Source organism: Streptomyces sp. NPDC050416 (genome assembly GCF_044458845.1).
GTDB lineage: Bacteria > Actinomycetota > Actinomycetes > Streptomycetales > Streptomycetaceae > Streptomyces.
The window spans coordinates 182,211-208,093 of sequence record NZ_JBITII010000012.1; the positions used below are offsets into that span (position 1 = coordinate 182,211).

At 72.4% G+C, this 25,883-nt stretch carries 23 protein-coding genes and 3 pseudogenes; 13 read left to right on the plus strand and 13 right to left on the minus strand.

Translation table 11 applies throughout. The features are described from left to right. Positions 1–23 precede the first annotated feature (23 nt). On the plus strand, positions 24–1,574 hold the full coding sequence (locus tag ACIBL4_RS32290) for a carboxylesterase/lipase family protein (protein ID WP_399415311.1): 1,551 nt from the start codon (positions 24–26) through the stop codon (positions 1,572–1,574). A gap of 1 nt (position 1,575) precedes the next feature. On the opposite strand, the gene ACIBL4_RS32295 is transcribed toward ACIBL4_RS32290, so the two are convergent. From ACIBL4_RS32295 to ACIBL4_RS32315, 5 genes and pseudogenes are all read right to left on the minus strand, one after another. Then, positions 1,576–2,145, minus strand: coding sequence for a hypothetical protein (locus ACIBL4_RS32295; RefSeq protein ID WP_306965910.1), 570 nt, complete (start codon positions 2,143–2,145; stop codon positions 1,576–1,578). 14 nt (positions 2,146–2,159) lie between these two features. Beyond that, positions 2,160–2,840 carry a Uma2 family endonuclease gene (locus ACIBL4_RS32300; protein WP_399415312.1) on the minus strand — a complete coding sequence of 227 codons (681 nt, stop codon included), beginning with the start codon at positions 2,838–2,840 and terminating at the stop codon, positions 2,160–2,162. A gap of 59 nt (positions 2,841–2,899) precedes the next feature. Beyond that, positions 2,900–3,751 carry a hypothetical protein gene (locus ACIBL4_RS32305; protein ID WP_399415313.1) on the minus strand — a complete coding sequence of 284 codons (852 nt, stop codon included), beginning with the start codon at positions 3,749–3,751 and terminating at the stop codon, positions 2,900–2,902. Positions 3,752–3,960: 209 nt separating this feature from the next. After that, positions 3,961–4,173: a DUF397 domain-containing protein gene (locus ACIBL4_RS32310; protein WP_399415314.1), complete on the minus strand. Its 213-nt coding sequence runs from the start codon at positions 4,171–4,173 to the stop codon at positions 3,961–3,963. Next, positions 4,157–4,995, minus strand: a pseudogene (locus tag ACIBL4_RS32315) (helix-turn-helix domain-containing protein). The gene ACIBL4_RS32310 and the pseudogene ACIBL4_RS32315 overlap by 17 nt, the downstream one beginning before the upstream one ends. A 114-nt stretch (positions 4,996–5,109) precedes the next feature. On the opposite strand from ACIBL4_RS32315, the gene ACIBL4_RS32320 reads away from it, so the two are divergent. Continuing rightward, a complete protein-coding gene (locus ACIBL4_RS32320; protein ID WP_399415464.1) occupies positions 5,110–5,271 on the plus strand; it encodes a hypothetical protein in 162 nt (53 codons plus the stop codon). Positions 5,272–5,488: 217 nt separating this feature from the next. Further along, positions 5,489–7,528, plus strand: a complete 2,040-nt coding sequence (locus tag ACIBL4_RS32325) for a hypothetical protein (RefSeq protein ID WP_399415315.1) — start codon at positions 5,489–5,491, stop codon at positions 7,526–7,528. A gap of 10 nt (positions 7,529–7,538) precedes the next feature. Here the strand turns inward: ACIBL4_RS32325 and murQ are convergent, their stop codons facing one another. Both murQ and ACIBL4_RS32335 read right to left on the minus strand, forming a co-directional pair. Then, positions 7,539–8,480, minus strand: a complete 942-nt coding sequence (gene murQ, locus ACIBL4_RS32330) for an N-acetylmuramic acid 6-phosphate etherase (protein ID WP_399415316.1) — start codon at positions 8,478–8,480, stop codon at positions 7,539–7,541. A gap of 46 nt (positions 8,481–8,526) precedes the next feature. Next, positions 8,527–9,429, minus strand: a complete 903-nt coding sequence (locus tag ACIBL4_RS32335; RefSeq protein ID WP_086848209.1) for a MurR/RpiR family transcriptional regulator — start codon at positions 9,427–9,429, stop codon at positions 8,527–8,529. 55 nt (positions 9,430–9,484) lie between these two features. On the opposite strand from ACIBL4_RS32335, the gene ACIBL4_RS32340 reads away from it, so the two are divergent. Both ACIBL4_RS32340 and ACIBL4_RS32345 read left to right on the plus strand, forming a co-directional pair. After that, entirely contained in the window at positions 9,485–9,868 is a 384-nt protein-coding gene (locus tag ACIBL4_RS32340) for a hypothetical protein (protein WP_399415317.1), read from the plus strand. Further along, on the plus strand, positions 9,865–10,152 hold the full coding sequence (locus tag ACIBL4_RS32345; RefSeq protein WP_399415318.1) for a DUF4031 domain-containing protein: 288 nt from the start codon (positions 9,865–9,867) through the stop codon (positions 10,150–10,152). The genes ACIBL4_RS32340 and ACIBL4_RS32345 overlap by 4 nt, the downstream gene beginning before the upstream one ends. Here the strand turns inward: ACIBL4_RS32345 and ACIBL4_RS32350 are convergent. Beyond that, positions 10,125–11,177, minus strand: a complete 1,053-nt coding sequence (locus ACIBL4_RS32350; RefSeq protein ID WP_399415459.1) for a GNAT family N-acetyltransferase — start codon at positions 11,175–11,177, stop codon at positions 10,125–10,127. The two genes, ACIBL4_RS32345 and ACIBL4_RS32350, sit on opposite strands and share 28 nt — an antisense overlap. A 34-nt stretch (positions 11,178–11,211) precedes the next feature. Then, positions 11,212–11,874 carry a hypothetical protein gene (locus ACIBL4_RS32355; RefSeq protein ID WP_399415319.1) on the minus strand — a complete coding sequence of 221 codons (663 nt, stop codon included), beginning with the start codon at positions 11,872–11,874 and terminating at the stop codon, positions 11,212–11,214. 47 nt (positions 11,875–11,921) lie between these two features. Here ACIBL4_RS32355 and ACIBL4_RS32360 point away from each other — a divergent pair, with 47 nt between their 5' ends. The 4 genes from ACIBL4_RS32360 to ACIBL4_RS32375 all read left to right on the plus strand — a co-directional run bounded on the left by ACIBL4_RS32360 (position 11,922) and on the right by ACIBL4_RS32375 (position 15,927). Beyond that, a complete protein-coding gene (locus ACIBL4_RS32360) occupies positions 11,922–12,599 on the plus strand; it encodes a maleylpyruvate isomerase family mycothiol-dependent enzyme (protein ID WP_399415320.1) in 678 nt (225 codons plus the stop codon). 146 nt (positions 12,600–12,745) lie between these two features. Next, the gene (locus tag ACIBL4_RS32365; RefSeq protein ID WP_399415321.1) at positions 12,746–13,438 is read left to right on the plus strand and encodes a copper homeostasis protein CutC; all 693 of its coding nucleotides are present in this window, start codon (positions 12,746–12,748) and stop codon (positions 13,436–13,438) included. 127 nt (positions 13,439–13,565) lie between these two features. Beyond that, on the plus strand, positions 13,566–15,104 hold the full coding sequence (locus ACIBL4_RS32370; RefSeq protein ID WP_399415322.1) for a BTAD domain-containing putative transcriptional regulator: 1,539 nt from the start codon (positions 13,566–13,568) through the stop codon (positions 15,102–15,104). Between the two features lie 82 nt (positions 15,105–15,186). Beyond that, positions 15,187–15,927 carry an SDR family NAD(P)-dependent oxidoreductase gene (locus ACIBL4_RS32375; protein ID WP_399415323.1) on the plus strand — a complete coding sequence of 247 codons (741 nt, stop codon included), beginning with the start codon at positions 15,187–15,189 and terminating at the stop codon, positions 15,925–15,927. A gap of 79 nt (positions 15,928–16,006) precedes the next feature. Here ACIBL4_RS32375 and ACIBL4_RS32380 read toward each other — a convergent pair whose 3' ends face one another. Then, positions 16,007–18,061: a HelD family protein gene (locus ACIBL4_RS32380; RefSeq protein WP_399415324.1), complete on the minus strand. Its 2,055-nt coding sequence runs from the start codon at positions 18,059–18,061 to the stop codon at positions 16,007–16,009. 295 nt (positions 18,062–18,356) lie between these two features. On the opposite strand from ACIBL4_RS32380, the gene ACIBL4_RS32385 reads away from it, so the two are divergent. Continuing rightward, a complete protein-coding gene (locus ACIBL4_RS32385; protein ID WP_307175948.1) occupies positions 18,357–18,545 on the plus strand; it encodes a hypothetical protein in 189 nt (62 codons plus the stop codon). A gap of 14 nt (positions 18,546–18,559) precedes the next feature. Here ACIBL4_RS32385 and ACIBL4_RS32390 read toward each other — a convergent pair whose 3' ends face one another. Next, the gene (locus ACIBL4_RS32390) at positions 18,560–20,203 is read right to left on the minus strand and encodes a DNA repair helicase XPB (RefSeq protein ID WP_399415325.1); all 1,644 of its coding nucleotides are present in this window, start codon (positions 20,201–20,203) and stop codon (positions 18,560–18,562) included. A 131-nt stretch (positions 20,204–20,334) separates the two neighbouring features. On the opposite strand from ACIBL4_RS32390, the pseudogene ACIBL4_RS32395 reads away from it, so the two are divergent. Both ACIBL4_RS32395 and ACIBL4_RS32400 read left to right on the plus strand, forming a co-directional pair. Beyond that, positions 20,335–21,276, plus strand: a pseudogene (locus ACIBL4_RS32395) (TIGR00645 family protein); the annotation flags it as partial. 112 nt (positions 21,277–21,388) lie between these two features. After that, a pseudogene (locus ACIBL4_RS32400) lies at positions 21,389–21,523 on the plus strand (ATP-binding protein); the annotation flags it as partial. 325 nt (positions 21,524–21,848) lie between these two features. Here ACIBL4_RS32400 and ACIBL4_RS32405 read toward each other — a convergent pair. Next, the gene (locus ACIBL4_RS32405; protein ID WP_356926258.1) at positions 21,849–21,980 is read right to left on the minus strand and encodes a hypothetical protein; all 132 of its coding nucleotides are present in this window, start codon (positions 21,978–21,980) and stop codon (positions 21,849–21,851) included. Between the two features lie 176 nt (positions 21,981–22,156). Next, positions 22,157–24,691 carry a helicase-associated domain-containing protein gene (locus ACIBL4_RS32410; RefSeq protein WP_399415326.1) on the minus strand — a complete coding sequence of 845 codons (2,535 nt, stop codon included), beginning with the start codon at positions 24,689–24,691 and terminating at the stop codon, positions 22,157–22,159. A gap of 153 nt (positions 24,692–24,844) precedes the next feature. Here ACIBL4_RS32410 and ACIBL4_RS32415 point away from each other — a divergent pair, with 153 nt between their 5' ends. Next, the gene (locus tag ACIBL4_RS32415) at positions 24,845–25,867 is read left to right on the plus strand and encodes a hypothetical protein (RefSeq protein WP_399415327.1); all 1,023 of its coding nucleotides are present in this window, start codon (positions 24,845–24,847) and stop codon (positions 25,865–25,867) included. Positions 25,868–25,883: the final 16 nt, after the last annotated feature.

A 25,883-nucleotide genomic window follows, 5' to 3' on the forward strand; every position in this document is an offset into this window, starting at 1 on the left:
CCGGCACTCGTGAGGAGATCCAGATGACGACGACGGAGCCCCGCCCGGCGACCGACGCCCCCCGGCCCGCACCGGTGGTGCGCACCACCGCCGGTGCGGTACGCGGCCGCAGGGAGGAGGGCCTGGCCGTCTACCGCGGCATCCCCTTCGCCGCGCCCCCCGTGGGCGAGGCCCGTTTCATGGCACCGCGGCCCGCCCATGCCTGGGACGGCGTACGGGACACGTACGCCTTCGGCCCGCCGCCCCCGCAGGACCTCGGCAACCTCGGCGGCCCGGGGCTGATCGACGTGCCCGAGGGCGACGAGTGGCTCACCGTCAACGTCTGGACCCCCGAACCCGACCCGGGCGGCCGCCGCCCGGTGATGGTGTGGATCTACGGCGGCGCCTACAAGCTCGGCCACGCCGGCAGCCCCGGCTACGACGCCCGGCGCATCGCGGCCGACGGCGACGTGGTGGTCGTGTCGCTCAACTACCGCGTGGGCATGGAGGGTTTCGCGTTTATCGAGGGCGCTCCCGCCAACCGCGGCCTGCTCGACCAGGTGGCCGCGCTGGAGTGGGTCCGGGACAACATCGAGGCGTTCGGCGGCGACCCCGGCCAGGTCACGGTCTTCGGCGAGTCGGCGGGCGCGGGTTCGATCGCCTCGCTGCTCGCCATGCCGGGGGCGGCGGGCCTGTTCCGGCGGGCGATCGCGCAGAGCGTGCCGGGGACGTTCTTCTCGGACGCGCTGGCCCGTGACATCGGCGCCGCTCTCGCCGCCGAGGTGGGGCTGCGCCCCACGGTCGCCGACCTGGCGGCCATCGCCCCGCGCGAACTGACCGCCGCGGGCGAGTCGCTGAGCGCCAAGATGGCCGGGTACACCGACCGCTGGGGCCAGGCGGCGCCGACGGTGACGCCCTTCTCGCCGGTCGTCGACGGCGAGGTCCTGCCGGCCATGCCCTGGCAGGCGCTGGCGGCCGGCGCGGCGAAGGACGTCGACCTGCTCGTCGGCCACAACCGCGACGAGTACCGCCTCTTCGTCGCCATGGCGGGACAACTGGGCCGGATACCCGAGGAGCGGGCGACGGCGGCCCTCCGCCTTTTCGCCCCCGGCCCCGACGGCGAGCAGGCCTACCGCTCGGCCTTCCCCGACGCGGGCCCCGGCGAGCTCTACGAGCGCGTCCAGACGGACTGGCTGTTCAACATGCCCTCCCTGCACCTGGCCGAGGCGCAGCACGCGGGCGGCGGACGCGCGCACGTCTACGAGCTGACCTGGCCGGCCCCGGGCAGCGGCGGTGCGCTGGGCGCCTGCCACGGCCTGGACATCCCCCTGCTCTTCGGCACGTTCGGGGCGGACCTCGGGCTTCTGCTGTTCGGGGGCACGGAGCCGTCCGCCGAGGCCCTGGCCCTGTCGTCCCGCTTCCGCTCGTCGTGGACGGCGTTCGCGAGGTCGGGAGACCCGGGCTGGCCGGCGTACGAGGAGACGGAGCGGCTGGTGCAGGTGCTGGACGCGGAGCCGGTGGTGCGGGTGTACCCGGAGGAGGCCTCGCGGCGCCTGTGGGAGAGCCACGACTTCTCCGCCCTGCCCCTCCTGTGAGCTACAGGTTGCCCATGGGCTCGATGTCGACCCTGACCGGCGTCCCCCACACGCGCAGCACCTCGTAGTCGGTGAACTCGTGCACCAGCCGGTACGCCATGGCGGCCCGGGGAGCCTTGCGCTGGGCGGCGATGTACAGCTCGGCCTCGCGGCGGTCCCGGCGCGGGGTGCCGCACAGCTGCCAGGTCTGGCCGTTCCACAGCTCCGGCAGCCAGCGCTGCTGGGGCTGGGGGCGGTCACCGCTCACGCCGTAGCGGGACTGGACCGGCTCGGTGGGCCGGTGCTGCGGGGCGGGACCGTTGAACTCCGCGCGGCGGGCGGCCCGGCGCCGGGTCTCGCACAGCAGGCACAGGTCGGGGGCGGCCTCGTCGACCGGGCCGTTCGGATGCTCGGGGCAGCGCGTGCTGGGTGCCGCGTTCGAGACGCTCTCCTCCAGCAGGTCCAGGGCGCGCTTCAGATCCGCCTTGACCTCGTGCAGCTTGGCGTCCGGGGTGTCGGAGGTGAGGACTTCCCCGTGCTCACCGAGGAGACGGAGGGCACGGCCTAGGGCGGTGAGCTGGGCGTGGTTCATGGTGTCCATTGTCGTCAGTCGGCGTAGTCCTTGAGCTTCTCGGTGTCCAGGGTGATGTTCACGGGGGCGGGGAGCTCGACGGTGGCGCCCCAGGGGTACGGCGAGATCTGCTGGTAGCGGCCGTCCTGCGGCTCGCTGAAGACCGTGAGGGTGTGATTGTCGCGGTCGATGAGGAGATAGACGGGGATGTCGGCCGCCGCGTAGCCGACGGGCTTGTCGATGCGGTCGCGTTGGTCGGTGTCGCGGTCGTGGGAAGTGATCTCCACGGCCATCAGGGCACCGTCGGGGTCGGACCACTCGCCGTCGCCTCGGAAGTGGTCCACTGGCACCAGAGTTCCGTCCGTGCGAGCGCGGCCCTTGCGGTAGGCCTCGGCCTTGACGCCGGACTCGGGAACGAGGTCCAGGTCAGGCCGGTGCTGCATGCACTGGCGCAGCAGCCACATGAAGATCGAGCGGTGGTTGCCGTCCGGCACAGCTTTGACCTCTACCTTTCCATTGATGTACTCAAGCCGCACCGTCTCGGGCGCTACCGCGGCAAGCTCCTCGAACTCGTCCACGTCGAGCGGGCCGTGCCGGATGCACAGGCGCCCGCCCAGGAACTCCAGCCTGTTCCGGATCTCCCTCGGAGCCCTGCTCACGAGTTCGTCGAAGTCCTCGACATCCATCTGCGGGCGGTCGGTCGTGTCTCGGGTCATGGCGTCGCCTCCTTCCCTCCATCGTGCCCCGGGCTGGTGGCGTCGGACCGTAGGAGCCGTCATGTGGATGCCTTCTCTCGGCGTCGTTGGGACATCGCGGCGCGAATCTGGGCCGCGCGGTCGTGAACCGTGGGGGCGGACAGGGGTGCAGGGGGTTGCGCGGGCGCGCGTTCGCCCCGGCAGGCGCTGCAACGCCCCCCTGGTAGGGACTCCGGACGTCCCGGGGCGCCGCAGTTCGCGCACTCCAGGACCCGAAGGGGCGGACGCGGGGTGGGTGGAGATGGGAGTTTGCTGGTCAGGCGCCTGCGGACCAGGGCGGCGGGGTGGTGGATGGGGGTCGGCAGGCCGGCCGTGAGTGCGCGCAGTACGTCCTCCTCCGAGGCGCCCCGCTCGAACCACTCCGTCACCAGCGGGGAGAGCGTCGCGCAGTCGGCCTGGGAGAGGGACAGGACGGGCGCCGTGCGGCCGAGGGCGGCCAGGAGGATGTGGGCGCGGGAGCGGGTGGGGCGCGCTGCCTGCTTCGGTACGTCGCCGCGGGTGAAGGCCGCCCACCAGTCGTCATCCCGGGCGGTACGGGTGAACCACGTTCGGGTGATCCAGCGGGAGCTGCCGTCGTCGGCCGTCACGCACTCCCGGCCCCGGCGCAGGTGGCCCGCCTGCTGGATGCGGTTGAGGGCGGTGCCGAGCGCGCACTGTCCGTACGGGAGCTGTTTGGCCAGCGTCTTCACGGAGATGTCCGCGCCGTCGGGCAGCCGGTCGAGGTAGGCGGCGATGGCGGCTTCGCGGGGTGGGAGGTGTGCGAAGTCGTGCTTCGTGCTGGGGAGTTGGTCGGGGGCGGAGCGCTTGCCGTAACCCGGGTTCGCCATTGGGTGCGCGGACGGGGAGGCAGTACTAAGCTGGGCGTCAGCCATGGGATCGAACTTGTCCTTCGATCTATGTGGTCAAGCCCCCGCAGGTGTTGGTAGCACCTGGCGGGGGCTGTTGCGTATGCAGGCACGTTAGAGGCCTGTCACCGTCCGTGGCAAGCCGAACGCGTCAAGTCAACACGCGGGGTGGGAGGGCGGGTTGAGGCCCTCTACCCGTTCCTTGAAAAGAGAGCTCGAAGCCCGGGTCCCGAAGCTCAGGCCGTCTCGTCCTTGAGGTTCGCGACGAACGCGGCCCAGGCCGTGGCCCGGAACACGAGCTTCGGGCCTTCGGGGTTCTTGGAGTCGCGGACGGGTGCGACGGTGGGGAAGTCGTGGGTGACTTCCAGGCAGTTGCCGCCGTCGCCGCCGCTGTAGCTGGACTTGTGCCAGGTGGCCGCGCTCAAGTTGTACTCAGTGATGCTCCTCATGGGCGTAATCCTGCGTCATCGCCTCGATGAGGGCCAGAGACTTCTCGGGGGAGAGTGCGCAGGCCGTGAGCAGTTCGTAGGTGAACCTCTGGTGCTTCACGATGGCCGGGTCGTCCTCCAGCCGCCCGGTGCCGACCCCTTCGAAGTAGACCAACGGCGGGGCGTCCTCGAAGTCCATCAGCTTGATGGCTCCCTGCATCGCCGCATGCGCTCCCGCATCGAAGGGCAGCACCTGCACCATGACCCGGCCCCGGCGGGCCAGGCCGACGACGTGGCGCAGCCCCTCTGCCATCACTCAGGCCCGCCAGTCACTCGACGCAGGGCAGCCTCGTCAACCACCGCCCACAACAACGGTTCTGTTGGATCGTCGAGGATCCGCGCGCGCTCCACCCGCGCGGCTACCAACTTCTCGATGGTCTCCTCCGGTGCGGTCGGCTGATAGGCGCGGCACACCGCTCGGGCGTAGGCGGGGGTCTGGAGCAGTCCGGGAATCAGAAGCGGCGTGTGCTCCCGGATCGCCGTCGCTTGCGCCTCCGCCTCCGCCGCCTCCGAGAAGTGCTCCGGATACTTCGACTTCGCCGCCGCCACACAGTTCCGCTGAAAGAAGTCGTCCGTCCCCAGCACCTCGTCCAGCAGCCGCGCGTACTCCCGCTGCATCCTGCGCGTCCCCGCCTCCAACTGCCCGATGAACGACCCGCTCACGAACAGCCGCTGTCCGAGTTCCTCCTGGCTGAGGCCGGCCTTCTCGCGGGCGTGGCGGAGTTCGGCGCCCAGGAGGGCTCGCGGAGAGGAGGACGGGTCGAGGTCTCTGGATCCGGGCATGGGCAACTCCCTGTCGTACACATCGGGTTGTTGGGTCGCCGTATCTGGCCAGGTTAGAGGCGGCTCGGACACGCTGTGTGGTGAATCACAAACTCAGCGTGGAGGTAGGGAAAGGTGCGTTCGACCGAAGAGATCGTGGAGTCGCTGCGGGACGCGCTCGCCGGAGTGGGCGTCGTGCTGCCGTCGCTGGGCGTCGACCCGGTGACCGGAGCGAGCGACGAGCCGTTCGCCCTGTCGATCTGGGGCGGTGCAACGTACGGACGGCCGAGCACCTGACCGACGTACTGCGCTCGCTGCCCGCGCGGGAGACGCTGCGGGCTCGCGTGAGGCAGGTCAACCGGGAGCCGAAGTCACGGTGAAGTACTGGTGACCGGCGGGCGTACAACCATTTAACCCCAATCGCCGTCGAACTGGCGTATCGCGCGTACAGCGGCGTACGCCCCACCGCACGCCATCCCGGAAGACACATCCTTTTCTCAGAGGGATCCTGTTCATGACGTTCCGTTGGCTGTGCGGTGTCCTGCGCGTGCGCGGGAAGACCGATCTGTTCCTCGTCCTCCTCCTCGCCGCCGGTTTCGCCGCCCTGCCCGTCTTCGCGTTGCTGCCGTCGCTGTGGGGCTTCGCGGCGGCCTCGGCCGTGACTTACGTCGCGGACGAGGTGCTGCACGCGCGGGCCCCCTCCTTCGTGCGGCGGCTGGCCGCCTTGCAGCTGACGCGCACGATGCGGTTCACCGTGCGGACGGTGATGCTGCTCGCCCTGGCCGACCGTATGAACGCGTCGGACGCGGTGCTGGTGACCGCCCTGGCGGTGTTCAGCGCCCACTTCGCGCTGGTGACGCTGTACACGGCGGTGCATCACGCCATCCGGCGGCGGCGCACGCTCCCCGTGGTGGTGCGCAACCTCGACATGAGCGGGGCGGGCATCCCCGAGGCCCCGCCCGCCTTCCTCTACCGGCGCTTCCTGCGCAAGCTGCTGCACCTGGACCTGCCGGCCCACGCCGGACTGCTCGCCGCGCTCGCGGCGGGGGCGTGGCAGCCCGCCGTCGCCGGTTTCGCGCTGACCGCCGGGCTCACGGTGGCCGCCGTACTGGCGTTGCTGGGGCAGCTGCGCCGGGCCCGCCGGACGCCGTCCGACGACCAGGTGATCGCCGAGGTCAACCGGCAACTCGCCGGATACCGGCCGGAGGTGGCGCTGTACTTCAGCTTCGCGTCCGTGTCCCGGGACTTCATGTACCAGGTCAACATGTGGATCGAGACGCTGGAACAGCTGGACCGGCGGCCGCTGATCATCCTGCGGGAGCGGGCCTCGTTCCGCTACCTGAGCCGTACGTCGATCCCGGTCCTGTGCGTACCGAAGGCCGACGACGTGGCGCAGCTGGAACTGCCCGAGCTCCGGGTCGTCCTCTACCCCGGCAACGCGGGCAAGAACGTGCACATGCTGCGGGTCGCCGAGGCCAAGCACGTCTTCATCGGGCATGGCGACAGCGACAAGCTCGCCAGCAGCAACCGGGTGAGCAAGGTGTACGACGAGATCTGGGTCGCCGGGCGGGCCGGGCGGGACCGCTACCAGCGGGTGCGGCACGCCATCGACGACGGGGCGATCGTCGAGGTGGGCCGTCCGCAGCTGTCGTCGATCCGGCTGCACGCGGACCATGTGCCCGGGCCGCTGCCGACCGTCCTGTACGCGCCGACCTGGGAAGGCTGGAGCGACGACGACTGCCACACGTCCCTGATCCCGATGGGCGTGACGCTGGTGGAGAAGCTGCTCACGGAGAACGTGCGGGTCCTCTACAAGCCGCACCCTCTCACCGGCAAGCGCTCCCGCGCCGCGGCCGAAGCCGACCGGGCCATCAGGGAGTTGCTGCGCGCCGACAACGAGTGGCGGGACGCCGAGGGGCGGGACGGTGACCGGGGTGAGGCCGCGATCGCCGCCGCCCGGCCGCGGCTCGCGGAGATCCAGGCCCGGCTCGGCGAGCTGTCGGGACAGCTCCGCGGCGACGACGCGCAGCAGACCCGCGAGGCGCGCGTCCCGGACCGGAGCGGCGAGGCCGAGTGGCACGAGCTGCGGGCCGAGTGGCACCGGATCTTCTGGGAGAGCCGGGGCGCCGTCCGGCACCACGTGATCGTCAAGCAACTGCCCACGCTGTACGAGTGCTTCAACCAGGCCGACATGCTCATCAGCGACGTGTCGTCCGTGGTCGCGGACTTCGTGGCGAGCCTCAAGCCGTACGTGCTGACCAACGCGGACGACCTGCCCGACGCGGAGTTCCGGGCCGCCTACACCACCGCCGGGGGTGCCTACCTCCTCGACCGCCAGTGCGTGCGGCTGCCGGAGATCCTCCGAGCGGTCCGCGCACCGCTGCACGACCCGATGGCACCCGAGCGCCGCGTCCTCAAGGAGTACGTCCTGGGCCCGGACCACCCCACCTCGACGGAGCGGTTCGACGCGGCCGTCAACGCCCTGGCCGGCAAGGCGGCGGCGGAGCACGAGCAGTGGCGCGGCGACGGGCCGCGGGTCGCTGTGGGGCTCTAGGGGCGTCTGCCTAGGAGGTGCCCGCCGCCGCTGCCAGGGCCGCCCGCAAGTGGCCGTCGGACTCCGCCAGCAGGCGGGCCGCCGTGGGGCCGTCCACGTCGGCCAGGAGGGTCAGGATCGCGTTCTTCACCTCGCCGTCCGTGGCGGCCAGCGCCCGTTCGATCTCCTCGTCCGCGGCGCCGGTGGCGAGGGCGACGATGCGGTGGGAGCGGGCGCGGAGCTTGTCGTTCGAGGCGCGGAGGTCGACCATCAGGTTCCCGTAGGTCTTGCCCAGGCGGATCATCGTGATCGTCGAGAGCATGTTGAGGACGAGCTTCTGTGCCGTGCCGGCCTTCAGGCGGGTGGAGCCCGTGAGGAGTTCGGGGCCGACGACGATCTCGATGCCGTGCTCGGCGGCGGCCCCGAGCGGGCTGCCCGGGTTGCAGGCCAGGCCGATGGTGAGGGAGCCGCGGGCGCGGGCGTGTTCGACCGCGCCGATCGCGTACGGGGTGCGGCCGGAGGCCGAGATGCCGACCACCGTGTCGTCCGGGGTCAGGCCGAGGGGCTCCAGGTCGGCACGGGCCAGTTCCCGGGAGTCCTCCGCGCCCTCGACCGAGGTGACCACGGCCTGCGGGCCGCCCGCGATCAGCCCGACGACCCGGGAGGGGTCGGTGTTGAAGGTGGGCGGGCACTCGGAGGCGTCCAGGACGCCCAGCCGGCCCGCCGTGCCGGCCCCCGCGTAGACCAGGCGGCCGCCCCGGGCCATCCGCTCGGCCAGGGCGTCGATCGCGGCGGCGATCTCAGGCAGCCGGGCCGCGACCGCCCCGGCCACGGTCGCGTCCTCGCCGTTCATCAGTCGCGCGATGTCGAGGGTGGGCAGCCGGTCGATGCCGGCCAGCTCCGGCCGGAACGCCTCGGTGGTCAGGGACTCCAGCTCGGCTCTGAGACCACGGGGGTTGGAGGTGGAGGTCATGGACGGCTCTTTCCGTGTCTTTCCGGTGCTGGGCGGGGCGGCTGCCTCAGGAACGATGCCGGTGGGCCAACGCCTCGTACGACGCCGAGAGCGCCGGCGCCGCCGTCTCGTACGTCCGCTGCGCCACCCCCACGAACAGGCAGTCCACCACAAGAAGCTGTCCGGTCCGGGACGACATGGCCGCGGGACGCAGCTCGCTCTCCCGGGCTGTGGACGTGGTGAGGACGTGGTCGGCGTACTGGGAGACCGGGCCGTCCGGGCGGCCGGTGATCGCCACCGTCGTCGCCCCGCGCTCGAAGGCGACCCGCAGCGGCTCGATGACGTCCCCCGTCGACCCGGAGTGCGTGATGGCGATCGCCACGTCGCCCGCGCGCAGTTGGACGGCGTTGGTGACGGCCAGGTGCGGGTCGCTGTGCGCGTGCGCGACCAGCCCTATGCGCAGCAGTTTCTGCGTGAGGTCCTGGGCGACCAGGCCGGACGCCCCGACGCCGTACACGTCCGTGCGGCGGGCACCGGTCAGCGCGGTGACGGCCGCGCCCAGTTGGACGGTGTCGAGGCCGGCGGCGGTGTCGGCGAGGGTCTGCTGCTCGTCGTAGGCGAGCTTCGCGACCACGTCGGCGATCGGGTCGTCGACCGCGATGTCCGTCGTGATGGCGGGGGCGCGGCCGGACTGCTGCTGCGCGGCGAGACCGGCCAGGGCCAGGCGCAGGTCCCGGTAACCCGGATAGCCCAGCAGCCGGGCGGTGCGTACGACGGTCGCCTCGCTGGTGCCCGTGAGCTCGGCGAGACCGGTGACCGTGAGGGCCGCGCAGCCGGCCGGATCGCCCGCGACGGCCTCGGCGACGCGCTGCATGGAACGCGTCATCGACGGGCCCAGCGTGCGGACCTTGGCCGCGAGGGCGGCGGGCGCCGGCGGGGTGCCGAAACTTTCCTTCACTCTTGAGGTCACCTCTGAAAGATATTTTCGGCTCGGCGTCACGGTCAAGAGTGCGCACAATGGGGGCATGGACCCCATCAGCCCCCTGGAGCAGGCACTGCACGCCGCGCGCGCCCTGGTGTTCGCCGACCTCGTCGCGGGACGCGTCGCCGAAGCGGACGTCGTCTCCCTGGTCGAGGAGTCCGTCGTGCAGCGGCGCTGGTGGGTCGAGCAGTGGCCGGAGGGCGCGCAGTACGTCGCCGGCCTGGTCGCGCAGGACGTGCAGGACGCCCTGCTGGAGCGCTACGGCCGCTGGCCGCTGTGCCCGGTGTGCAGCACCGGCGAGCCGCACGCGCTGGACGTGCAACCGGAGTTGGGGCCCGACCCGCACTGGGTGTGCGGCGAGGCGGGCGTGAAGGTCGCGGCGGTCGGGTCGCTGGGCGAGGCGCTCGGCGGAGCGGCGTCCTCGTGACCGTCTACATCGACCCGCCGACCTGGCCCGGCCACGGCCGCATGTGGTCCCACCTGGTCAGCGACGTCTCGTACGAGGAACTGCACGCCTTCGCCGAACGCCTCGGCGTGCCCCGCCGGGCCTTCGAGCGCGATCACTACGACATCCCCGCCCAGCGGTACGCGGACGTCGTGGCGGCCGGGGCCGTGGAGGTCAGCAGCCGCGAGGTGGTGCGGCTGCTGCACGCGGCGGGGCTGCGGCGGCCCAAGGGGCGGGCTCAGTCGCGGGGTTCCCGCAGTTCGTAGGTGACCTGCTCGGTGTCCTCCGCGACGGCCTCGAACCCGGCCCGGGCGAGGATGTTGTGCGAGGGCGTGTTGTCCCGCTCGACGTTCGCGACGACCGTGTGCACCTCGTCCCGGGACAGCGCCCACGCCGACAGCGCGCGCAGCGCCTCGGTGGCGTAACCGTGGCCACGGGCCGCCTCGACCAGGTCGTAGCCGACCTCCACCCGCCCCGACTCGTCCGGCACGCTGTGGAAGCCCATGGCGCCGAGCGCGCGGCCGTCCTCCCGGCGGACCAGGACGTACATGCCCCACTCGGGCCGGTGGACGCCGTCCTCGTACTGCTTGAACACCAGCCCGGAGCCGACCCGGGTGCCCTCGATCGGGCCGCCGTCGAGCCACTCGAAGCCGCCGTCGCCGACCGTGGCGAGGTCGCTCGCCACCGCCGGGGTGACGCCTTGGAGGGTGAGCCGGTCGGTGGGGATCACCAGGTTGTTGCTCCACCGCCACGCGGTGACCGGCTCCCGGCCGGGCAGGTCGCCCCGGCCGGTGGCCCACAGCAGGGTCCGCCAGGGGGTGGGGCCGGGCTGGACGTGCGGGAAGATCCGGGTGAGGACGAAGTCGCACAGCTCGGGGGCCGGTTCGTACGCCACGCCCAGGCCCTCGGCCACGTCGTGGGTGTGCAGCAGCACCTCGGCCACGCCCATCGCGGCGAACCCCTCACGGTTCGCGCTGCGGAACGGATACGGATGGAAGGCCCGGACCTCGCGCGGGGTGGTGCGGATCGTGGCGGCGAACAGGGCGCCCGTCGTGCGGATCACCCGCAGCGCACCCGCGTTGTCCGTGCCCTCCTCCAGCGAGATCTCGAACGGCGTCCACGCCTCCTGCTCGCGCCCCGCCAGCTGCCCCGCGTACGCGATGAGATTCTCGGCGATGTGCACCGCCGTCTCCCGGCAGCTCCACTCCAGCCGCCCGGCGCGCACCGCCTCCCAGTCCCGGTCGGTGACCGCCCCCAGCAGGCCCACGCACTCGTCGACGGCCTGCTCCACCTGTTCCGCGCCCGTTGTCCACATGCCGGGCAGGCTACGAGGCGTCGCCGGGCGGAAGCGACAGCATTTCCAGCTCGGCGGTGAGGTTGTAGCGGGCCGTGGCCTCCCACTTCGACGCCCCGTACGGCGTCCTGAACAGCCTCGGCAGGTCGAGGAGTTGGCGCAGGATCGCGGCGCGGCCCGTGCGGAAGGCCTCGTTCGGGACGAAGTGGTACTCCTCGCGGACGGCGGCGGTGTAGGCGGCGTACGCCGACGGGGGCGAGGCGAGGACCGCCAGGTCGGCGTCGCACAGCACCTGGCCGTCGGGGTCGTCGTCGGCGGGGTCGTGGCCGACGGTGAGGCGGACCAGGCGGGCCACCTCGGCGGTCCTGGCGGCGGACACGCCGGCCTCGGGCAGGGCGCGCTCGGCGAGACGCGCGGAGCGTTCCTCGTTCTCGGAGCGCTCGGGGAGGTAGACGGCGTCGTGGAACCAGGCGGCCAGCCGGACCACGTCCGGGTCGTGCGCGTACTTCTCCAGTACGTCGATGTGGTCCAGGACCGCCGCGAGGTGCGTCACCGTGTGGTAGCGGCGCTGCGGCTCCTGCCAGCGCCCGAGCAGGTCGTCGGCGTACGGGACCGGGTCCGGGCCGGCGGCCGGGCCCCGGGCCGCTTCCAGCGTGCGGACGAAGCGGGCGCGGAGGGCGTCGATATCGGCCATGGGGGCATTCTCCCGCTCGGCGGGGCAGGGGACCTAGCGTGGGTCCCATGACGACTCCTGCTGATGTGCACGACGTACGGGACCCGGAGCAACCCGGGAGGCTGCTCGCGATCGAGCGTGACGCGCTGATCCCGCTGTTGCGGGCCAGGACCGAGGAGGACTTCGCGCTGCCCGTGGGGGCGTGTCCGGGCTGGTCGGTGCGGTCGGTGCTGGCGCACTGCTCGGCCGCGCTCACCCGGGTGGTGGAGAACCGGTTCGAGGAGGGCGTGTTCTCGCCCGAGTCGAACGACCGGGACATCGCCGAGCGGGGCGGCTGGAGCAACGCCCGGGTGGTCGACGAGCTGGAGCGCGGGATGACCGAGGCCGGGCCGGTGATCGCCGGGGCGGGCGGGAAGCTGGACGCTCTCGCGCTGGGGGAGTGGGTGCACGCCGGGGACGTGCGCGACGCCTTCGGCGAGCCCGGGGCGTACGGCGGGGCCGGGCTGCCGGACGCGCTGGCGCTGCTCGCCCGGATCACCCGGGAGCGGGGGCATGTGCCGCTGCACGCCGACCTGGACGACCTGGACGAACCCCTGCGGCTCGGGGAGAGCGGCGGGGAGCGGCCCCCGGGCCGTTTCATCGGGGACGGGCCGACCCTGGTGCGGCTGTACACGGGGCGGCCGGTCGACGGGGCCGAGTTCGAGCTGGTCGGGGTGGAGGCGAAGGACCTGAACATCTTCGGCTGAGCCAGGCCCCGGGGCGTGGAACGCGGCGGAAGCGGGCAGCGTAGTCTTGATTGGACTAGACCTGTATGGGCTAGACCTGTCCTGGCTGGACCTGTCTGGACCAGATCCGCTGTCGTACGCCGACGCCATGCCGACGAAGGGGCCCCATGAGCAAGCGTGCAGTCCTGGAGGTGATCGCCCTCGGCGTCGAGGACGCGGTCGCCGCCCAGGCCGGAGGCGCGGACCGGCTGGAGCTGGTCACCGACATGGCGGCCGACGGGCTCACCCCGTCGGCCGCCACCGTCGGCGGGATCCGCCGGGCCGTCGACATCTCCCTGCGGGTGATGCTGCGGCTCGCCGACGGCTTCGCGGCGGGGGATGTCGACCGGCTGGTGCGGGTGGCGGCGGAGTTGCGGGAGGCCGGGGCCGAGGAGTTCGTGCTCGGGTTCCTCGACGCGGACGGCGCAGTGGACCTGGCTGCGGTGGAGCGGGTCGTCGGCGTGCTGGACGGCTGTCCCTGGACCTTCCACCGGGCCATCGACCGGGCCGCCGACCGGGACGCCCTGCGCAAGCAGCTGGACGGGATGCCCGGGCTGGACACGTACCTGACGGCCGGGTCGGCGGACGGGGTCGACGACGGGCTTTCCGTACTGCTCGCGGAGGCGGCCCGGCAGGGGGAGCCGGGGTACGAGCAGCGTCTCCTGGTGGGGGGCGGGCTGCGGCTCGACCACGTGCCGACGCTGCTGACGGCCGGGGTCGACGGCTTCCACGTCGGCGGGGCGGCCCGGCCGGAAGGCTGGGAGGCACCGGTGTCGGCGGATGCGGTCGCGCGGTGGCGTGCCGCTCTGGACTCCGTCTGAACGCCCCCGGGCCGCACCCGCGGGTGCCGGTGACCCCGCGTGCGGCGGGAGTTGAGCTTCAGGGTGCCTTCCATCGGTCGCCTCTGTACGGGGAAGCAGGGGATGTGCCCGTGCGTTGTGCCGTTGCATGAGCCTGCGCTTCTCACTGATGGGTCCGGTACGAGCCTGGCGCGACGAAGAGGAGATCGAACTGGGGCCGCGCCAGCAGCGGGCGGTGCTGGCGGCGTTGCTGCTGAACAACGGCATCCGGCTGAGCAACGACCAGTTGATCGGCATGGTCTGGGACGACCCGACGCCGAGCGCGGTGATGGCGTTGCGGACGTACGTGTACAAGATCCGCAAGACGCTTCCGGAGCTGAACCTGAAGTCCAGGGACGGCGGGTACACGGTCCGCGCCGAGATCGTCGACGACTGCCGCGGCGAGCCCTTGGAAGGCCTCCGGAGCGCCTACTTCGACGCGCAACGCGTGCGGCTCGGCGACTACCGTCTCAAGGGGCTGGAGGACTGCCTCGAACGCGAGCTCGACGTGCTGGAGCTGCAGAAGCATGTCGCCGCCTTCCCGCTCAGGGAACGACCGCGCGCCCTCCTGATGCGCGCGCTCTACCTGGAGGGCAGGCAGGGGGAAGCACTTGACCACTTCCACCAGGCGCGCGCACTCCTCAACGAGGAGCTCGGCCTCGACCCAGGGCCGGAGCTGCGCAAGGTCCACGCGCAGATCCTCAACGGCGACCTCGCCCCGCCGCGCAGGCCGGAGCAGCTGCTGCCGGATCTGATCGACTTCACCGGCCGTGCCGAGGAGATCGCGCAGGCTCTCCGGACGTTGCCGGGCACCGTGGGCATCACCGGTATGCGGGGCAGCGGCAAGACCGTGCTGGCCACCCGGATCGGCCACCTCGTCAGGGGCCGCTTCCCGGACGGGCAGATCTTCGTCAGGGGCGGGGACGTCGCCGACGAGCTGTTGCGCGCGATCGGCGTGGAGAACCCCGTCGGCGACAAAGCCGCACTGTGGCGGGAGAAGGCACGCGGCAAGCGGTTCCTGGTAGTGATCGACGACGTGCAGGACGCGGCGGCCGTACGCGATCTCGCCACGCCCGGCTCGGCGATGATTCTCACGAGCGTCCGCCGGTTGAACGAGCTGCCGGGGGTGACCTGGCTGAAGATCGCCGGGCTGACCGAGCGGGATGCACGGGAGTTCTTCCGCAAGGCCCTCGGCCCGGTGCGCGCGGACGCGGAACCCGAGCAGGCCGGGGTGCTGCTGGAACGCCTTTCGCGACTGCCGGGCCCGATCAGGGTGATCGGCGGCAGGCTCAGCTCGCGTCCTCACTGGACGATCGAGATGGCCCTGCTGCAGATGCAGCGGGATAGCACGCTCGACGGCGTGATCCCGTCCGACTGCGCCGCGATGCTGGCCCCGTTGATCGCGGCCGAGGAGCGGCTGAGTGATCCGGAACGGCGCATGCTCATGTGCTTCGCGCGCCAGGACGCCGAGGTGATCGACAGTCACAAGACGGCGGAAATGTCCGGGGCCGACCCCGGTGAGATCGAGCTGGTGCTGGAGTCACTCGCGGGCGTGCACCTGATCGAGCCGCTCGTACTCGGCCGCTACCGGATGCCGCAGTTCGTGCGCCTTTACTTCGGGCGGCGCACAGCGGCCCTGACCGCCTGATTCCTTTCGAAGCCCTCGACCTGACCAGGCCGTATATCCGGAAATTATGCTCTGACGATCTGACCCGGCCAGGTTTGCAGACATGTCAACCAACGAACTTCAGGGCAAGAAGGCACTCGTCACCGGCGCCACGTCGGGTATCGGCCGCGCGATCGCGGTCAAGCTCGCGGAGGCGGGTGCCACCGTCTACGTGACGGGGCGCAGGGCCGAGCTCGGCAAGGAGACCGTCGAGCTGATCGAGCAGGCGGGCGGGACCGGGCACTTCGTCGTCGCGGACGTCGCGAAGATCGACGACGTCCGCGGGCTCGCCGAGGAGGTCGGCGAGGTGGACGTGCTGGTGAACAACGCAGGCATCTTCCCGTTCTCGCCGACCCCCGAGCAGTCGCTCGACAGCTACGAGCAGGTGTTCGACATCAACGTTCGTGCGTCCTACTTCCTGACAGCCGCGCTCGCGCCGGCCATGGTGGCCAAGAAGAAGGGGGCGATCGTCAACGTGTCGTCGGTCGCCGCGCAGATCGGCACCCCGGTCGGCTCCGTCTACAACGCCTCCAAGGCCGCGATGGACGCGCTGACCCGGTCGTGGGCCGTCGAGTTCGGCGCGGCGGGCGTTCGCGTCAACTCTGTGGCACCCGGCCCGATCCGGACCGACATGGCCGTCGACACGGTGGGAGAGATGTTCGAGGCGTTCAGCCAGAACACACCGCTCACCCGCGCCGGCGAGCCTGAGGAGATCGCCGAGGCCGTGGTGTTCCTGGCTTCCGACAAGGCCAGCTACATCACCGGCGCGGTGCTCACCGCAGACGGCGGCTTGGTCGCGACCTGAGGCAGGAGCGACTGCGTGGCGCTGACGGGCCTCGCGCGGGCATCACCGTCAGTGATGCCCGTCGTGCAAGGCCGGCGCTTCAGCGAAGGGGCGTTGACGCCAACTGCGGCGGCAGCCCGGCCGCGTGCGTCACCGTCAGTCCCGACACCGCTCGCGTCAGCGCCACGTACAGGCGCCGCAGGCCCGTGCGTTCGTCCGGCTCGCCGTCGACCACCGCCCGGGGCTCGTCCAGGACGACGTAGTCGTACTCCATGCCCTTCGCGAGCGACGCCGGGACCAGGGTCAGGCGGGTCTCCCGGGTCGTCTCCTCGCCGGGGCCGAGATACGGGATCCCGGCCTCCGTCAGGGCCGCCGCCAGCTCCGGGATCCGGGCGTCCGCCGCGATCAGGCCCGTCGAGCCCTCGTGGCGCAGCGACGCGCGGCAGGCGTCGACCACGTCGGCGGCGCCGGTGACCTCCCGGACCTCGAAGTGGCCCGGGTTGTCGCGGATCGAGACCACGGGGGTGAGCCCCGGGGCGATGTACGGCAGCAGCCGGGACGCGTAGGTGATGACGTCCGTCGGCACGCGGAAACCGGCCGTCAGCTCCTCCACCACCGCGTCCGGCTTGCCCAGGTGGGCCAGCGCCTCCTGCCAGCTCCGGGTCGCCCATGGCGTGGTGCCCTGCGCCAGGTCGCCGAGGACGGTCGCACTGCCGGTCGTGCAGCGGCGGCCGACCGCCCGGTACTGCATGGGGGAGAGGTCCTGCGCCTCGTCGAGGACGACATGGCCGAGGGAGTGCGTGCGCTGGATCAGGTCGGTGGCCTCGTCGATGAGGACGGCGTCGGCGGCCGACCACTTGGCGGACCTGACGCTGCGCGCCGGTTTCGCCCAGAGGATCGCCTTCCGTTCGTCCTCGTCGAGGATGCCCTCCGCGTGCTCGGCGAGGAACTCCGCGTCCGTCAGCAGGCGCAGCACCAGCTTCGCCGGGTCGACGGCCGGCCAGACCGCCTTGACGGCCGCCTTGACCGCGCTGTTGCGGGCCACCGCGTCCTGCACCCGGTCGTCCGGCGCCTCGCCCGACCGCTCCATCTGCACCAGCACGGCGTGCGCGATGCGCTGCGGCAGGGCCTCGCGGGCGGCGCCGTAGCGGATGTCGCGGTCGAGCAACTCGCGGACGATCTCCTCCAGTTCGTACGCCGCCACGCGCCAGCGGCGGGAACCGCGCACGACCACGACCGGCTCGGTGGGCACCGTGACGTGCGCGTAGAGGGCCCTGCGCAGCACCCGCGCCATGCGGGCGTCGCCCTTGACGACCGCGGCCCTCGCGTCGTCCGTCCCCTTGATCTCCCCATGCGCCACCAGGTCCTCGACGGTGGCCTGCTGCACCGTCAACTCGCCCAGCGCGGGCAGCACTTGCTCGATGTAGTGCAGGAAGGAACGGTTCGGTCCGATGACGAGCGTGCCGGTGCGGGCCAGGCGCTCGCGGTGGGCGTAGAGGAGGTAGGCGACCCGGTGCAGGCCGACGGCGGTCTTCCCGGTGCCCGGGCCGCCCTGCACGCACACCGTGCCGGAGAGCCCCGACCGGACGATCTCGTCCTGCTCGGGCTGGATCGTCGCGACGATGTCCCGCATCGGGCCGACGCGGGGCCGCTCGATCTCCTGCTGGAGCAGCTTGCTGGTGCCCGCCGCCTCGGCCGGGTCCGACAGGTGCTCGTCCTCGTACGCCGTGAGGTCGCCGCCCGTGTAGCCGAAGCGGCGACGCAGCGCGATGTCCATCGGGTCCTTCTTCGAGGCCCGGTAGAACGGCTGGGAGACCGGGGCGCGCCAGTCGATGACCATCGGGTCGCCGTCCTGGTCGTGCACATGCCGCCGCCCGATGTAGAAGCGCTCGCCCTCGGCACCTTCGGCCTCCTCGGCGCCGGGCGCGTGCAGATAGTCGAGCCGCCCGAAGAACAGCGGGGTGTCGCTGAGGTCGGCCAGGGCCTTGATGCGCTCCTCGATCTGGTGCGCCAGCACCTCCGCGTTGACCCAGTTCGCGGTGACGTCGCGGATGTCGAGGGCCTCGACGCCCTCACGCATGGCACGCAGGGCGGAACGGGACGCGGCGAGGTGGGAGCGCTCACGGGAGAGCGGGTCGTCGACGGGCGTGGACAAGGGGGTGCCTCCGGAGGACCTGCTGAGAGATGGCGGTGAGATGCCGGCCGGTTTCCGTCCGGTCGGCGGCGCTCCGTGAGGGAGGCGGGCAAGAGCGGAGATCTTAGAGGGGCGGAGGAGCCGGCCGCCAACGGTTTTCTCGCCCGCGCTTTCCCGTCTCCTGGGTCTCGTCCCCTAGGGGACGAGGTCCTCCTCCCTCAGGGGCCGGCGTCGGTCCGCAGGCGTACGGGCGGAGCACGGGGGTTCGGTCCTCAGGCCGACGCGGACTTTACGTACGGAAACGCACCATGGAGACATGAGCGCAGCAACCATCTCCCCCGCCCCGGCACCGGGCCGCCCGCCCGGCGCCACCGCCGTGGCCGGCAGCCACCGGCACCGCCTCGGCGATGCCCTGCGTGCCGTCAAGGTGTTCGCGGGCGCCGCCTTCGACGTGATCATCCTCGGCCAGTACGGCGAGGAAGTGGGCGTGGTCCGCCGCAAGTGAGCGGCCCGCCCGCCTCAGCTCTCCGCGAGCAGCTCGTCCGCGTCCATGATCCGGTACGCGTACCCCTGCTCCGCCAGGAAGCGCTGGCGGTGCGCGGCGAAGTCCTGGTCGAGGGTGTCCCGGGCGACCACGGAGTAGAAGTGCGCCTGGTGTCCGTCGGACTTCGGCCGGAGCACCCGGCCCAGCCGCTGGGCCTCCTCCTGGCGCGACCCGAACGTGCCGGACACCTGGATCGCGACCGTCGCCTCCGGCAGGTCGATCGAGAAGTTCGCGACCTTGGACACGACCAGCACGCTGATCTCGCCCTGCCGGAACGCGTCGAACAGCTTCTCCCGCTGCGCGTTCGACGTCTCGCCCTTGATCACGGGCGCTCGGAGGTGCTCACCCAGCTCGTCGAGCTGGTCGATGTACTGGCCGATGACGAGGATCTGCTGCCCGGCGAAACGGCGGACGATCGCCTCCGTGACCTTCCGCTTGGTGTCGGTCGTCGCGCAGAAGCGGTACTTCTCCTCCGCCTCGGCCGTGGCGTACGCGAGCCGCTCCGCGTCCGTCAGATTGACCCGGACCTCCACACAGTCGGCGGGCGCGATGTAGCCCTGCGCCTCGATCTCCTTCCAGGGCGCGTCGAACCGCTTGGGCCCGATCAGGGAGAACACATCCGACTCGCGCCCGTCCTCACGCACCAGCGTGGCCGTGAGGCCCAGCCGCCGCCGCGCCTGGAGATCCGCCGTGAACTTGAACACCGGCGCCGGCAGCAGGTGCACCTCGTCGTAGACGATCAGGCCCCAGTCCCGGGAGTCGAACAGCTCCAGGTGCGGATAGACGCCCTTCCGCCTGGTCGTCAGGACCTGGTAGGTGGCGATCGTGACGGGCCGGATCTCCTTCTTCGTCCCGCTGTACTCGCCGATCTCGTCCTCGGTCAGCGACGTCCGCTTCACCAGCTCGTGCTTCCACTGCCGGGCGGAGACCGTGTTCGTGACGAGGATCAGGGTCGTGGACTTCGCCTGCGCCATCGACCCGGCGCCGACCAGCGTCTTGCCCGCACCACAGGGCAGGACGACCACGCCCGACCCGCCGTGCCAGAAGTTCTCCACGGCCTGCTTCTGGTACGGCCTCAGCGCCCAGCCGTCCTCGGCCAGCTCGATCGGGTGTGCCTCGCCGTCGACGTACCCGGCGAGGTCCTCGGCCGGCCAGCCCAGCTTCAGCAGCGTCTGCTTGATCTGCCCCCGCTCGGAGGGGTGCACGGCGACCGTGTCCGGGTCGATGCGGGTGCCGACCAGCGGCGCGATCCGCTTCGACTTCAGGACCTCCTCCAGCACCGGACGGTCGGTGGTCGTCAGGACCAGCCCGTGCGCCGGGTGCTTGGACAGCGTGAGCCGCCCGTAGCGGTCCATCGTCTCGGCGATGTCGACCAGCAGCGCGTGCGGCACCGGGTAGCGGCTGTACTGCACGAGCGCGTCCACGACCTGCTCGGCGTCATGGCCCGCAGCCCGGGCGTTCCACAGGCCCAGCGGGGTCACCCGGTAGGTGTGGATGTGCTCCGGCGCCCGCTCCAGCTCCGCGAACGGGGCGATGGCCCGACGGCATTCACCGGCCTGCTCGTGGTCGACTTCCAGGAGCAGGGTCTTGTCGGACTGGACGATCAGCGGACCATTCACGCGTGGCACCCTTTCCCACGGCCGGACGGCTCGGACGGCTCGAACGACTCGGCCAAACGTCCAGTGTGCCTGATCGTCGCCGTCCCGAGGGTGTGATCTGCGCGGGACCGGACCGGCTCCGGTCCTACAGAATGCCTTTTCATCCCAACGTGTGGTGTGAATTCAGTTTTTTCCACGGCGGCCCCGAAGAATGGCGAACCGTGCGGAACCCAACGACCACCACCCGCGGATACGCCCTGTTCGCCACCCGCTGGCTCCAGGCCCCGCTGTACTTCGGGCTGGTGGCCGCCCAGGGCGTCTACGTCTACAAGTTCTTCAAGGAGCTGTGGACCTTAATCGTGATGTGCGTGAGCGGTCACGCCACCGAGACGTACGTGATGCTCGCGGTCCTCAAGCTGGTCGACGTCGTCATGATCGCCAACCTGCTGATCATGGTGATCGTCGGCGGCTACGAGACCTTCGTCTCGCGCATCGGCCTCCAGGGCCACCGTGACCAGCCCGAATGGCTCTCGCACGTCAACTCCAACGTACTGAAGGTCAAGCTCGCCACGGCGATCGTGGGCATCTCCTCCGTGCATCTGCTGCAGATGTTCGTGGACGTCCACCACACCTCCCACCACGCCCTGCTGTGGGGGACGGTGATCCACATGGCGTTCACCTTCTCGGCGGCGATCCTCGCGTACATGTCGGGCCCGATGGCGGCACAGTCGAACCGCGGACACGGGGACCGCGGGCATGCGGACCGTTCCCCGGCCGGCCGGGCCTCCGCCCAGCCCGGGACATCGCAGTCATCGGAATCGCAGTCATCGGCACCGCAACCCTCGGCATCGAGGCCCGAGGCCCCGGCCGTCACCCCCGCCCTGCCCCGGCAGCCCGCTCCCGACGCGGACGCCGAGGCCCGGATCCGTGCGGCCGGGTTCCCGGTCCGCAAGCTGCTGGAGGACTTCGACCCGGAGCACCCCCGGGGCTTCGACCGGGAGGCACTGGCCCGGCTCGGCAAGGCCGAGTTCGTCGCCGCCCGGCGCAACGTGGTGCTCGTCGGCCCGCCCGGCACCGGCAAGACGCACCTCGCCATCGGCCTCGGCGTGCGCGCCTGCCAGGCCGGGCACCGGGTGCTGTTCGCGACCGCCGCCGTGGGCCGCCCGGCTCTCCGACGCCCGGGCCGCCGGCCGGCTCGACGCGGAGCTGGCCGCCCTCGACGAGTACCCCCTGCTCCTCGTCGACGAGGTCGGCTACACGCCCTTCGACGCGGCGACCGCCGGACTGTTCTTCCGCCTGGTCGCCCACCGCTACGAGCGTGCCTCGCTGATCGTGACCGGCGACCGCCCGCTCGGCCGCTGGGACGAGGTCTTCGGCGGCGCCTCCACCGCGGCGATGGTGGGCAGACCGACGTTCTGGATCAGCGGTCCCTCGATGCCGATGGCCTCGGAGACCAGGGGCTCGGTGCCCGCGGCAGGCAGGGGCAGCGGCAGTGCGGGGGCAGCGGCGGCACAGGTCGTGAGCACGCCCATTAGGGCGACGGCGCACAGCGCGGCGGCGGGGAGCTTTTCACGCATGGGGCGACAGGGCCTTTCACGAACCGGGAGACAGGGGACACCCACCGCGGGCCGGCCCAGGGACACCAGAGCCGGCCCGACAAGGCGGATCAGATCTGCGGTGTCTCGAGGACGAGCCCGGCGACATCGATGCTCACCGCGGCGGCCGGAGTGGCCAGCCCGCCGAACGTCATCAGGGCGGCGGTGGCCAGGACGGCGGCGAATCGACGGACAGCGCGCATGCTGGGACTTCCTTTCGGCAAGGACTCACAGGACACCCGGTGGCTGCCCCTACGCGCACGGCGGAATGCGGCACGCCCGGCAAGGTCCCTCAAGCGTGGGAAATCCCCGGCGTGGCGTGCACGAACGCCGGCGTGCACCCGAACGGGTGAGACCTGACCGGAGCAGCCCCCGCGGCTCAGCCCGCGTCGTCGGCGAGTTCCGCGACCCCGGTGATCCGGTGCAGCGGGTACGTACGGACCTCGTCCGCCGTGTGGTCGTACGCCGTGACGAAGCCGCCCTCGACGCGGATCGGGGCGATGACCCGCTGGCTGGCGGCGCCCTCGGCGTTGACGTAGCCGATCCACAGGGCCTCGCCGGTCAGGACGGCGGCCTGCATGGTGGCGAGGGTCTCGGCGGAACCGGTGCGGGGCAGTTCGCCGTTGACCTCGGGAGCCGTGCCGGGCTTGCGGGGGGTGGTGGAGGCGAGGTCGCCGGCCCGGATGGCGCGCAGCGCCGCCGCGAGGAGCGTCTCGTCGGGGACCGGCGGGCCTTCCGGCACCGGCTCGGGTGCCGTACGGGGCGGGGTACGGTGCGCGTGCGCGCGGGTGATCAGCACATCGCCCTCGGCGGACTCGGCGGCCGGCGCGAAGCCCATCGCCCGCAGCCCCTCCAGCAGCCCCGCCGGGTCGGTCTGCGCGGCCAGCACGGTCGGGGCGAGCCGGCGCAGCCCCAGGGCACCGGCCCGCTTGTCGGCGAGGATCTCGCCCAGCACCGCGTCGTCGTCGCAGCGGACGTAGGCGGAGGCGGCGCCCACGCGCAGATGGCCGTGCCTGCGGGCCACGTCGTCGATCAGGTACGTCAGCGGCTGCGGCACCGGCGTACGGGAGTGCTCGGCGAGGAAGGCGTGCAGGTCCGAGGCGCTCCGCCCGGCGTCGAGGGCACGCCGCACCGAGCCGGGCGTGAACCGGTAGACGGTGGCCCCGCCCTTGGACTCGACGTCCGCCAGCACGCCCAGCATGTCGGCGAGCGGCCGCCGCAGGGGCCCGGGCGCCACCGCCGTCAGGTCGGCCTGGAGCAGCACGTGGTCCAGCGGCTCGGGCAGCAGCGGCGTGAGCAGCCGTGCCGCGGCGGCGGAGGCGACGGCCTGTTCGGCGGGGGAGAGGGTGGGGACCTGCGTGGGGCGGTGGTGCACCGGGAGCTTGTCGCCCGGCCCGGAGGGCTCCGCTTCCGGGCTCTTCGCGGGAGCGGCGGGCGCCCCCAGCAGGGCCCGGCCATGGGCCGACAGCGCACCCCTGCCCGTCACGCCCAGCAGTTCCGCCTCGGACAGGGCCCACTGGGCGAGCCGGCTGCGGAGATCGCCCTCTTGCTGGGCACCGCGCAGCGGGCGCTCCCAGCGCAGCCGGGCCAGCACCGACTCGGCGACCGGCGCGGCGCCCTCCGGCAGCCCGGCCAGCAGCGCCAGCACCCGGTGCCGCACCTCGGGCGCCGCCGAACGGTCCAGGCCCGGCCCGAGCGCCGACAACGTACGGTCCTTCGCGTCCCGGCCGCCCACCAGCCCGGCCGTGCGGGTCGCCGGGAGCCATGCCGTGACCAGGCGCGACCAGCGCTCGGCGGCGGGCCGTTCCCGCCACTCGTCGTACGCCGGGGTCGCCGCGTACCGCTCGTCGGCCTCCCCGTCCGGGGCGATCAGGCCCGCCGCGTACGCCAGCTCCACCCAGAACGCGGCGACCGGCTCGGGCACGTCGAGGGCGACGGCGGTCCGCTTCAGGTCCCGCACGCTGAGCCCGCCGGCCCGCAGCACCGCCGGCCCGCCCTCGTCCCAGTCCTTCAGCAGCTCCTCGACGGTCGCGAGGGCGGTGTACGCCTGCCCGGCCGCGGTGCTGTCCACAACCTGTGGACGGTGAACGGCGGCGGCCTCGACCGCCGGCGGCACCGGCTCGGGCGTCCGGTGCGCTAGCCCCCGCCGCAGATGCAGCGCGACCTCGCGCGGCAGCACGACCGTGCCGGGCGCCGTCGGCAACAGCAGCCCCCGGTCCAGCAGCCAGCGCAGCCGGGGCGCCGGATCGGCCGTGACCTGCCCGTACGGCGGCCCCCACACCAGCCGCTCCAGCACCTCGAGGGAGTCGGCCGGGGCCTTCGCGAGCAGCGCGGCCATCCGGCGCCGGTCCGTGAACAGCTCGGTCAGGGACGTCACCGCGGAGACCGAGTCATGGGTCGAGGGCAGTCCGGCGGCCGTGACGATCTCCTGGATGCGCCCCGGGGACATCCCGGCGGTGGCCTCCTGGACCGTCGGGCCGAGCCCCGTCGGCGAGGGGTGCTGCGGCGAGGGGGCCAGCAGCTCACGGGCCGTGCGGACCAGCCGCAGCCGGTCGTCGCCGCCCCAGACCAGGGCCTGCTCGCGCAGGACGCCCAGGGCGTGCGGCAGGGCCCGGGCGACGGCCGGGTCGGCGTCGTCCCCGGCCATGAGTCCGAGCAGTTCGTCATACGTCGCCGGATCCGCCGCCACGGCCAGCGCCTCCGCCGTCTGGAGCGTGAACCGGTCCAGCCGCTCCAGGGCCCGCACGACCGAGGCCCGGGTGCCGGCGCGGGTCGCGAGCTGCGTGAGGTCGGTGGGGACGGGCGTGATGAGATCCGGACGGCTGCGCAGGAGCGCGCCCAGCGAGACGTCGTCCCGCCCGCGGAGCGCTTCCGCGAGGGAACGGGGGGCCGAAGGCCTGTCCTCGGTGCTCATCCGGTCCACGGTAGCGGGTCGCCTCCGGCGGCCGGGGCGACCGTGCGCGGGCGGGCGGGGCCGGTGCCGGACGGGCTTGTGGGTCCCCTGCTCGGACTCGCGGTACCGTCGACCGACGGCGTCAGCCAACGCACACGCCCCGGAGGGGACTTCGTGGGGATTGAGAGCGACCAGGTCGTTTACGAGTATCTGAGCCGCGTCGGCGACGTGGCCCAGCAGCGGCAGTTGTCGTCGGCCACGCGCATGCGTCTGGTCGCGGACCTGCGCAACGAGATCGACAAGCGCCGCGCGAAGGCCACCGTCGACTCGCCCGCCGCCGTCCGCCGCATCCTGTCCCGCCTCGGCAGCCCCGACGAGATCGTGGCGGCGGCCGCGGACGGCACGGGCGCGGGAGGCGGCGGTACGACACAGAGCGCCCCGGCCGCCGTGCCCGTACAGCGCGAGGTCCGCGAGCCGCAGGAGACGGGCGAGCGGCCGAAGGGGGTCCTGCGGCGCGTCGTACCGCGTCCCCGCCCGGCCCGGCCCGCCGAGGAGTCACACCCCGCCGCCGGGGGCGCGGCCCCGCCGCACCTGGCCGCCGGGCACGAGCTCGGGGACAGCGCCGTCCAGCCGGACTGGTGGCGGGTGGACAGCAGCCCGTTCGGCGTCGGCGACGAAGTGCCGGGCTTCGTGGGCGGCGTGGAGCTGCCGGACCTGCTGAGGCAGCCGAAGCCGAGGAAGCCGGACCTGGGGAAGCCGGCGGTCGGCGAGGAGACGGCTGCGGCCGTCGAGGTGGCCGGGGAGCCGGAGGAGACGGCGGGCAAGGCGACCCGCCGGCGTCTGCCGCGCCTGCCCGCGGGCGGCTGGAGCAACCCGCTCCTCCTCATCGCCGCCGGTCTGCTCGTCGCGGGCGCCGTGCTCGGCAACTGGTTCGTGCTGATCCTGGGCTGGCTCATCGCCTACGCCTCACGCCGCCTGTCCCCGGCGGAGACGAAGTGGGCGGTGGTGATCCTCCCCAGCCTCTCCGTCGCGGCCGGGATCCTCTGGCTGTGGGGCCGGACGAACGACCGCTGGAGCACCCCGATCGCCGATGGCCACATGAGCGACGCGGTGGCCGAGACCTGGCCGTGGGTGGTCAGGGGCGCGGCGGTGGCCTCGGCACTGTTCCTGGTCTGGCGCTCACAGCGCTCTCGTTAGGCCCTGTCGGGCCTGG

Bases quoted from the DNA above. Each gene is read 5' to 3' on its own strand.
- ACIBL4_RS32290 (WP_399415311.1), top strand. From the start codon at position 24: ATGACGACGACGGAGCCCCGCCCGGCGACCGACGCCCCCCGGCCCGCA.
- ACIBL4_RS32295 (WP_306965910.1), bottom strand. From the start codon at position 2,145: ATGAACCACGCCCAGCTCACCGCCCTAGGCCGTGCCCTCCGTCTCCTC.
- ACIBL4_RS32300 (WP_399415312.1), bottom strand. From the start codon at position 2,840: ATGACCCGAGACACGACCGACCGCCCGCAGATGGATGTCGAGGACTTC.
- ACIBL4_RS32305 (WP_399415313.1), bottom strand. From the start codon at position 3,751: ATGGCTGACGCCCAGCTTAGTACTGCCTCCCCGTCCGCGCACCCAATG.
- ACIBL4_RS32310 (WP_399415314.1), bottom strand. From the start codon at position 4,173: ATGAGGAGCATCACTGAGTACAACTTGAGCGCGGCCACCTGGCACAAG.
- ACIBL4_RS32325 (WP_399415315.1), top strand. From the start codon at position 5,489: ATGACGTTCCGTTGGCTGTGCGGTGTCCTGCGCGTGCGCGGGAAGACC.
- murQ (WP_399415316.1), bottom strand. From the start codon at position 8,480: ATGACCTCCACCTCCAACCCCCGTGGTCTCAGAGCCGAGCTGGAGTCC.
- ACIBL4_RS32340 (WP_399415317.1), top strand. From the start codon at position 9,485: ATGGACCCCATCAGCCCCCTGGAGCAGGCACTGCACGCCGCGCGCGCC.
- ACIBL4_RS32355 (WP_399415319.1), bottom strand. From the start codon at position 11,874: ATGGCCGATATCGACGCCCTCCGCGCCCGCTTCGTCCGCACGCTGGAA.
- ACIBL4_RS32360 (WP_399415320.1), top strand. From the start codon at position 11,922: ATGACGACTCCTGCTGATGTGCACGACGTACGGGACCCGGAGCAACCC.
- ACIBL4_RS32365 (WP_399415321.1), top strand. From the start codon at position 12,746: ATGAGCAAGCGTGCAGTCCTGGAGGTGATCGCCCTCGGCGTCGAGGAC.
- ACIBL4_RS32370 (WP_399415322.1), top strand. From the start codon at position 13,566: ATGAGCCTGCGCTTCTCACTGATGGGTCCGGTACGAGCCTGGCGCGAC.
- ACIBL4_RS32375 (WP_399415323.1), top strand. From the start codon at position 15,187: ATGTCAACCAACGAACTTCAGGGCAAGAAGGCACTCGTCACCGGCGCC.
- ACIBL4_RS32385 (WP_307175948.1), top strand. From the start codon at position 18,357: ATGAGCGCAGCAACCATCTCCCCCGCCCCGGCACCGGGCCGCCCGCCC.
- ACIBL4_RS32405 (WP_356926258.1), bottom strand. From the start codon at position 21,980: ATGCGCGCTGTCCGTCGATTCGCCGCCGTCCTGGCCACCGCCGCCCTG.
- ACIBL4_RS32410 (WP_399415326.1), bottom strand. From the start codon at position 24,691: ATGAGCACCGAGGACAGGCCTTCGGCCCCCCGTTCCCTCGCGGAAGCG.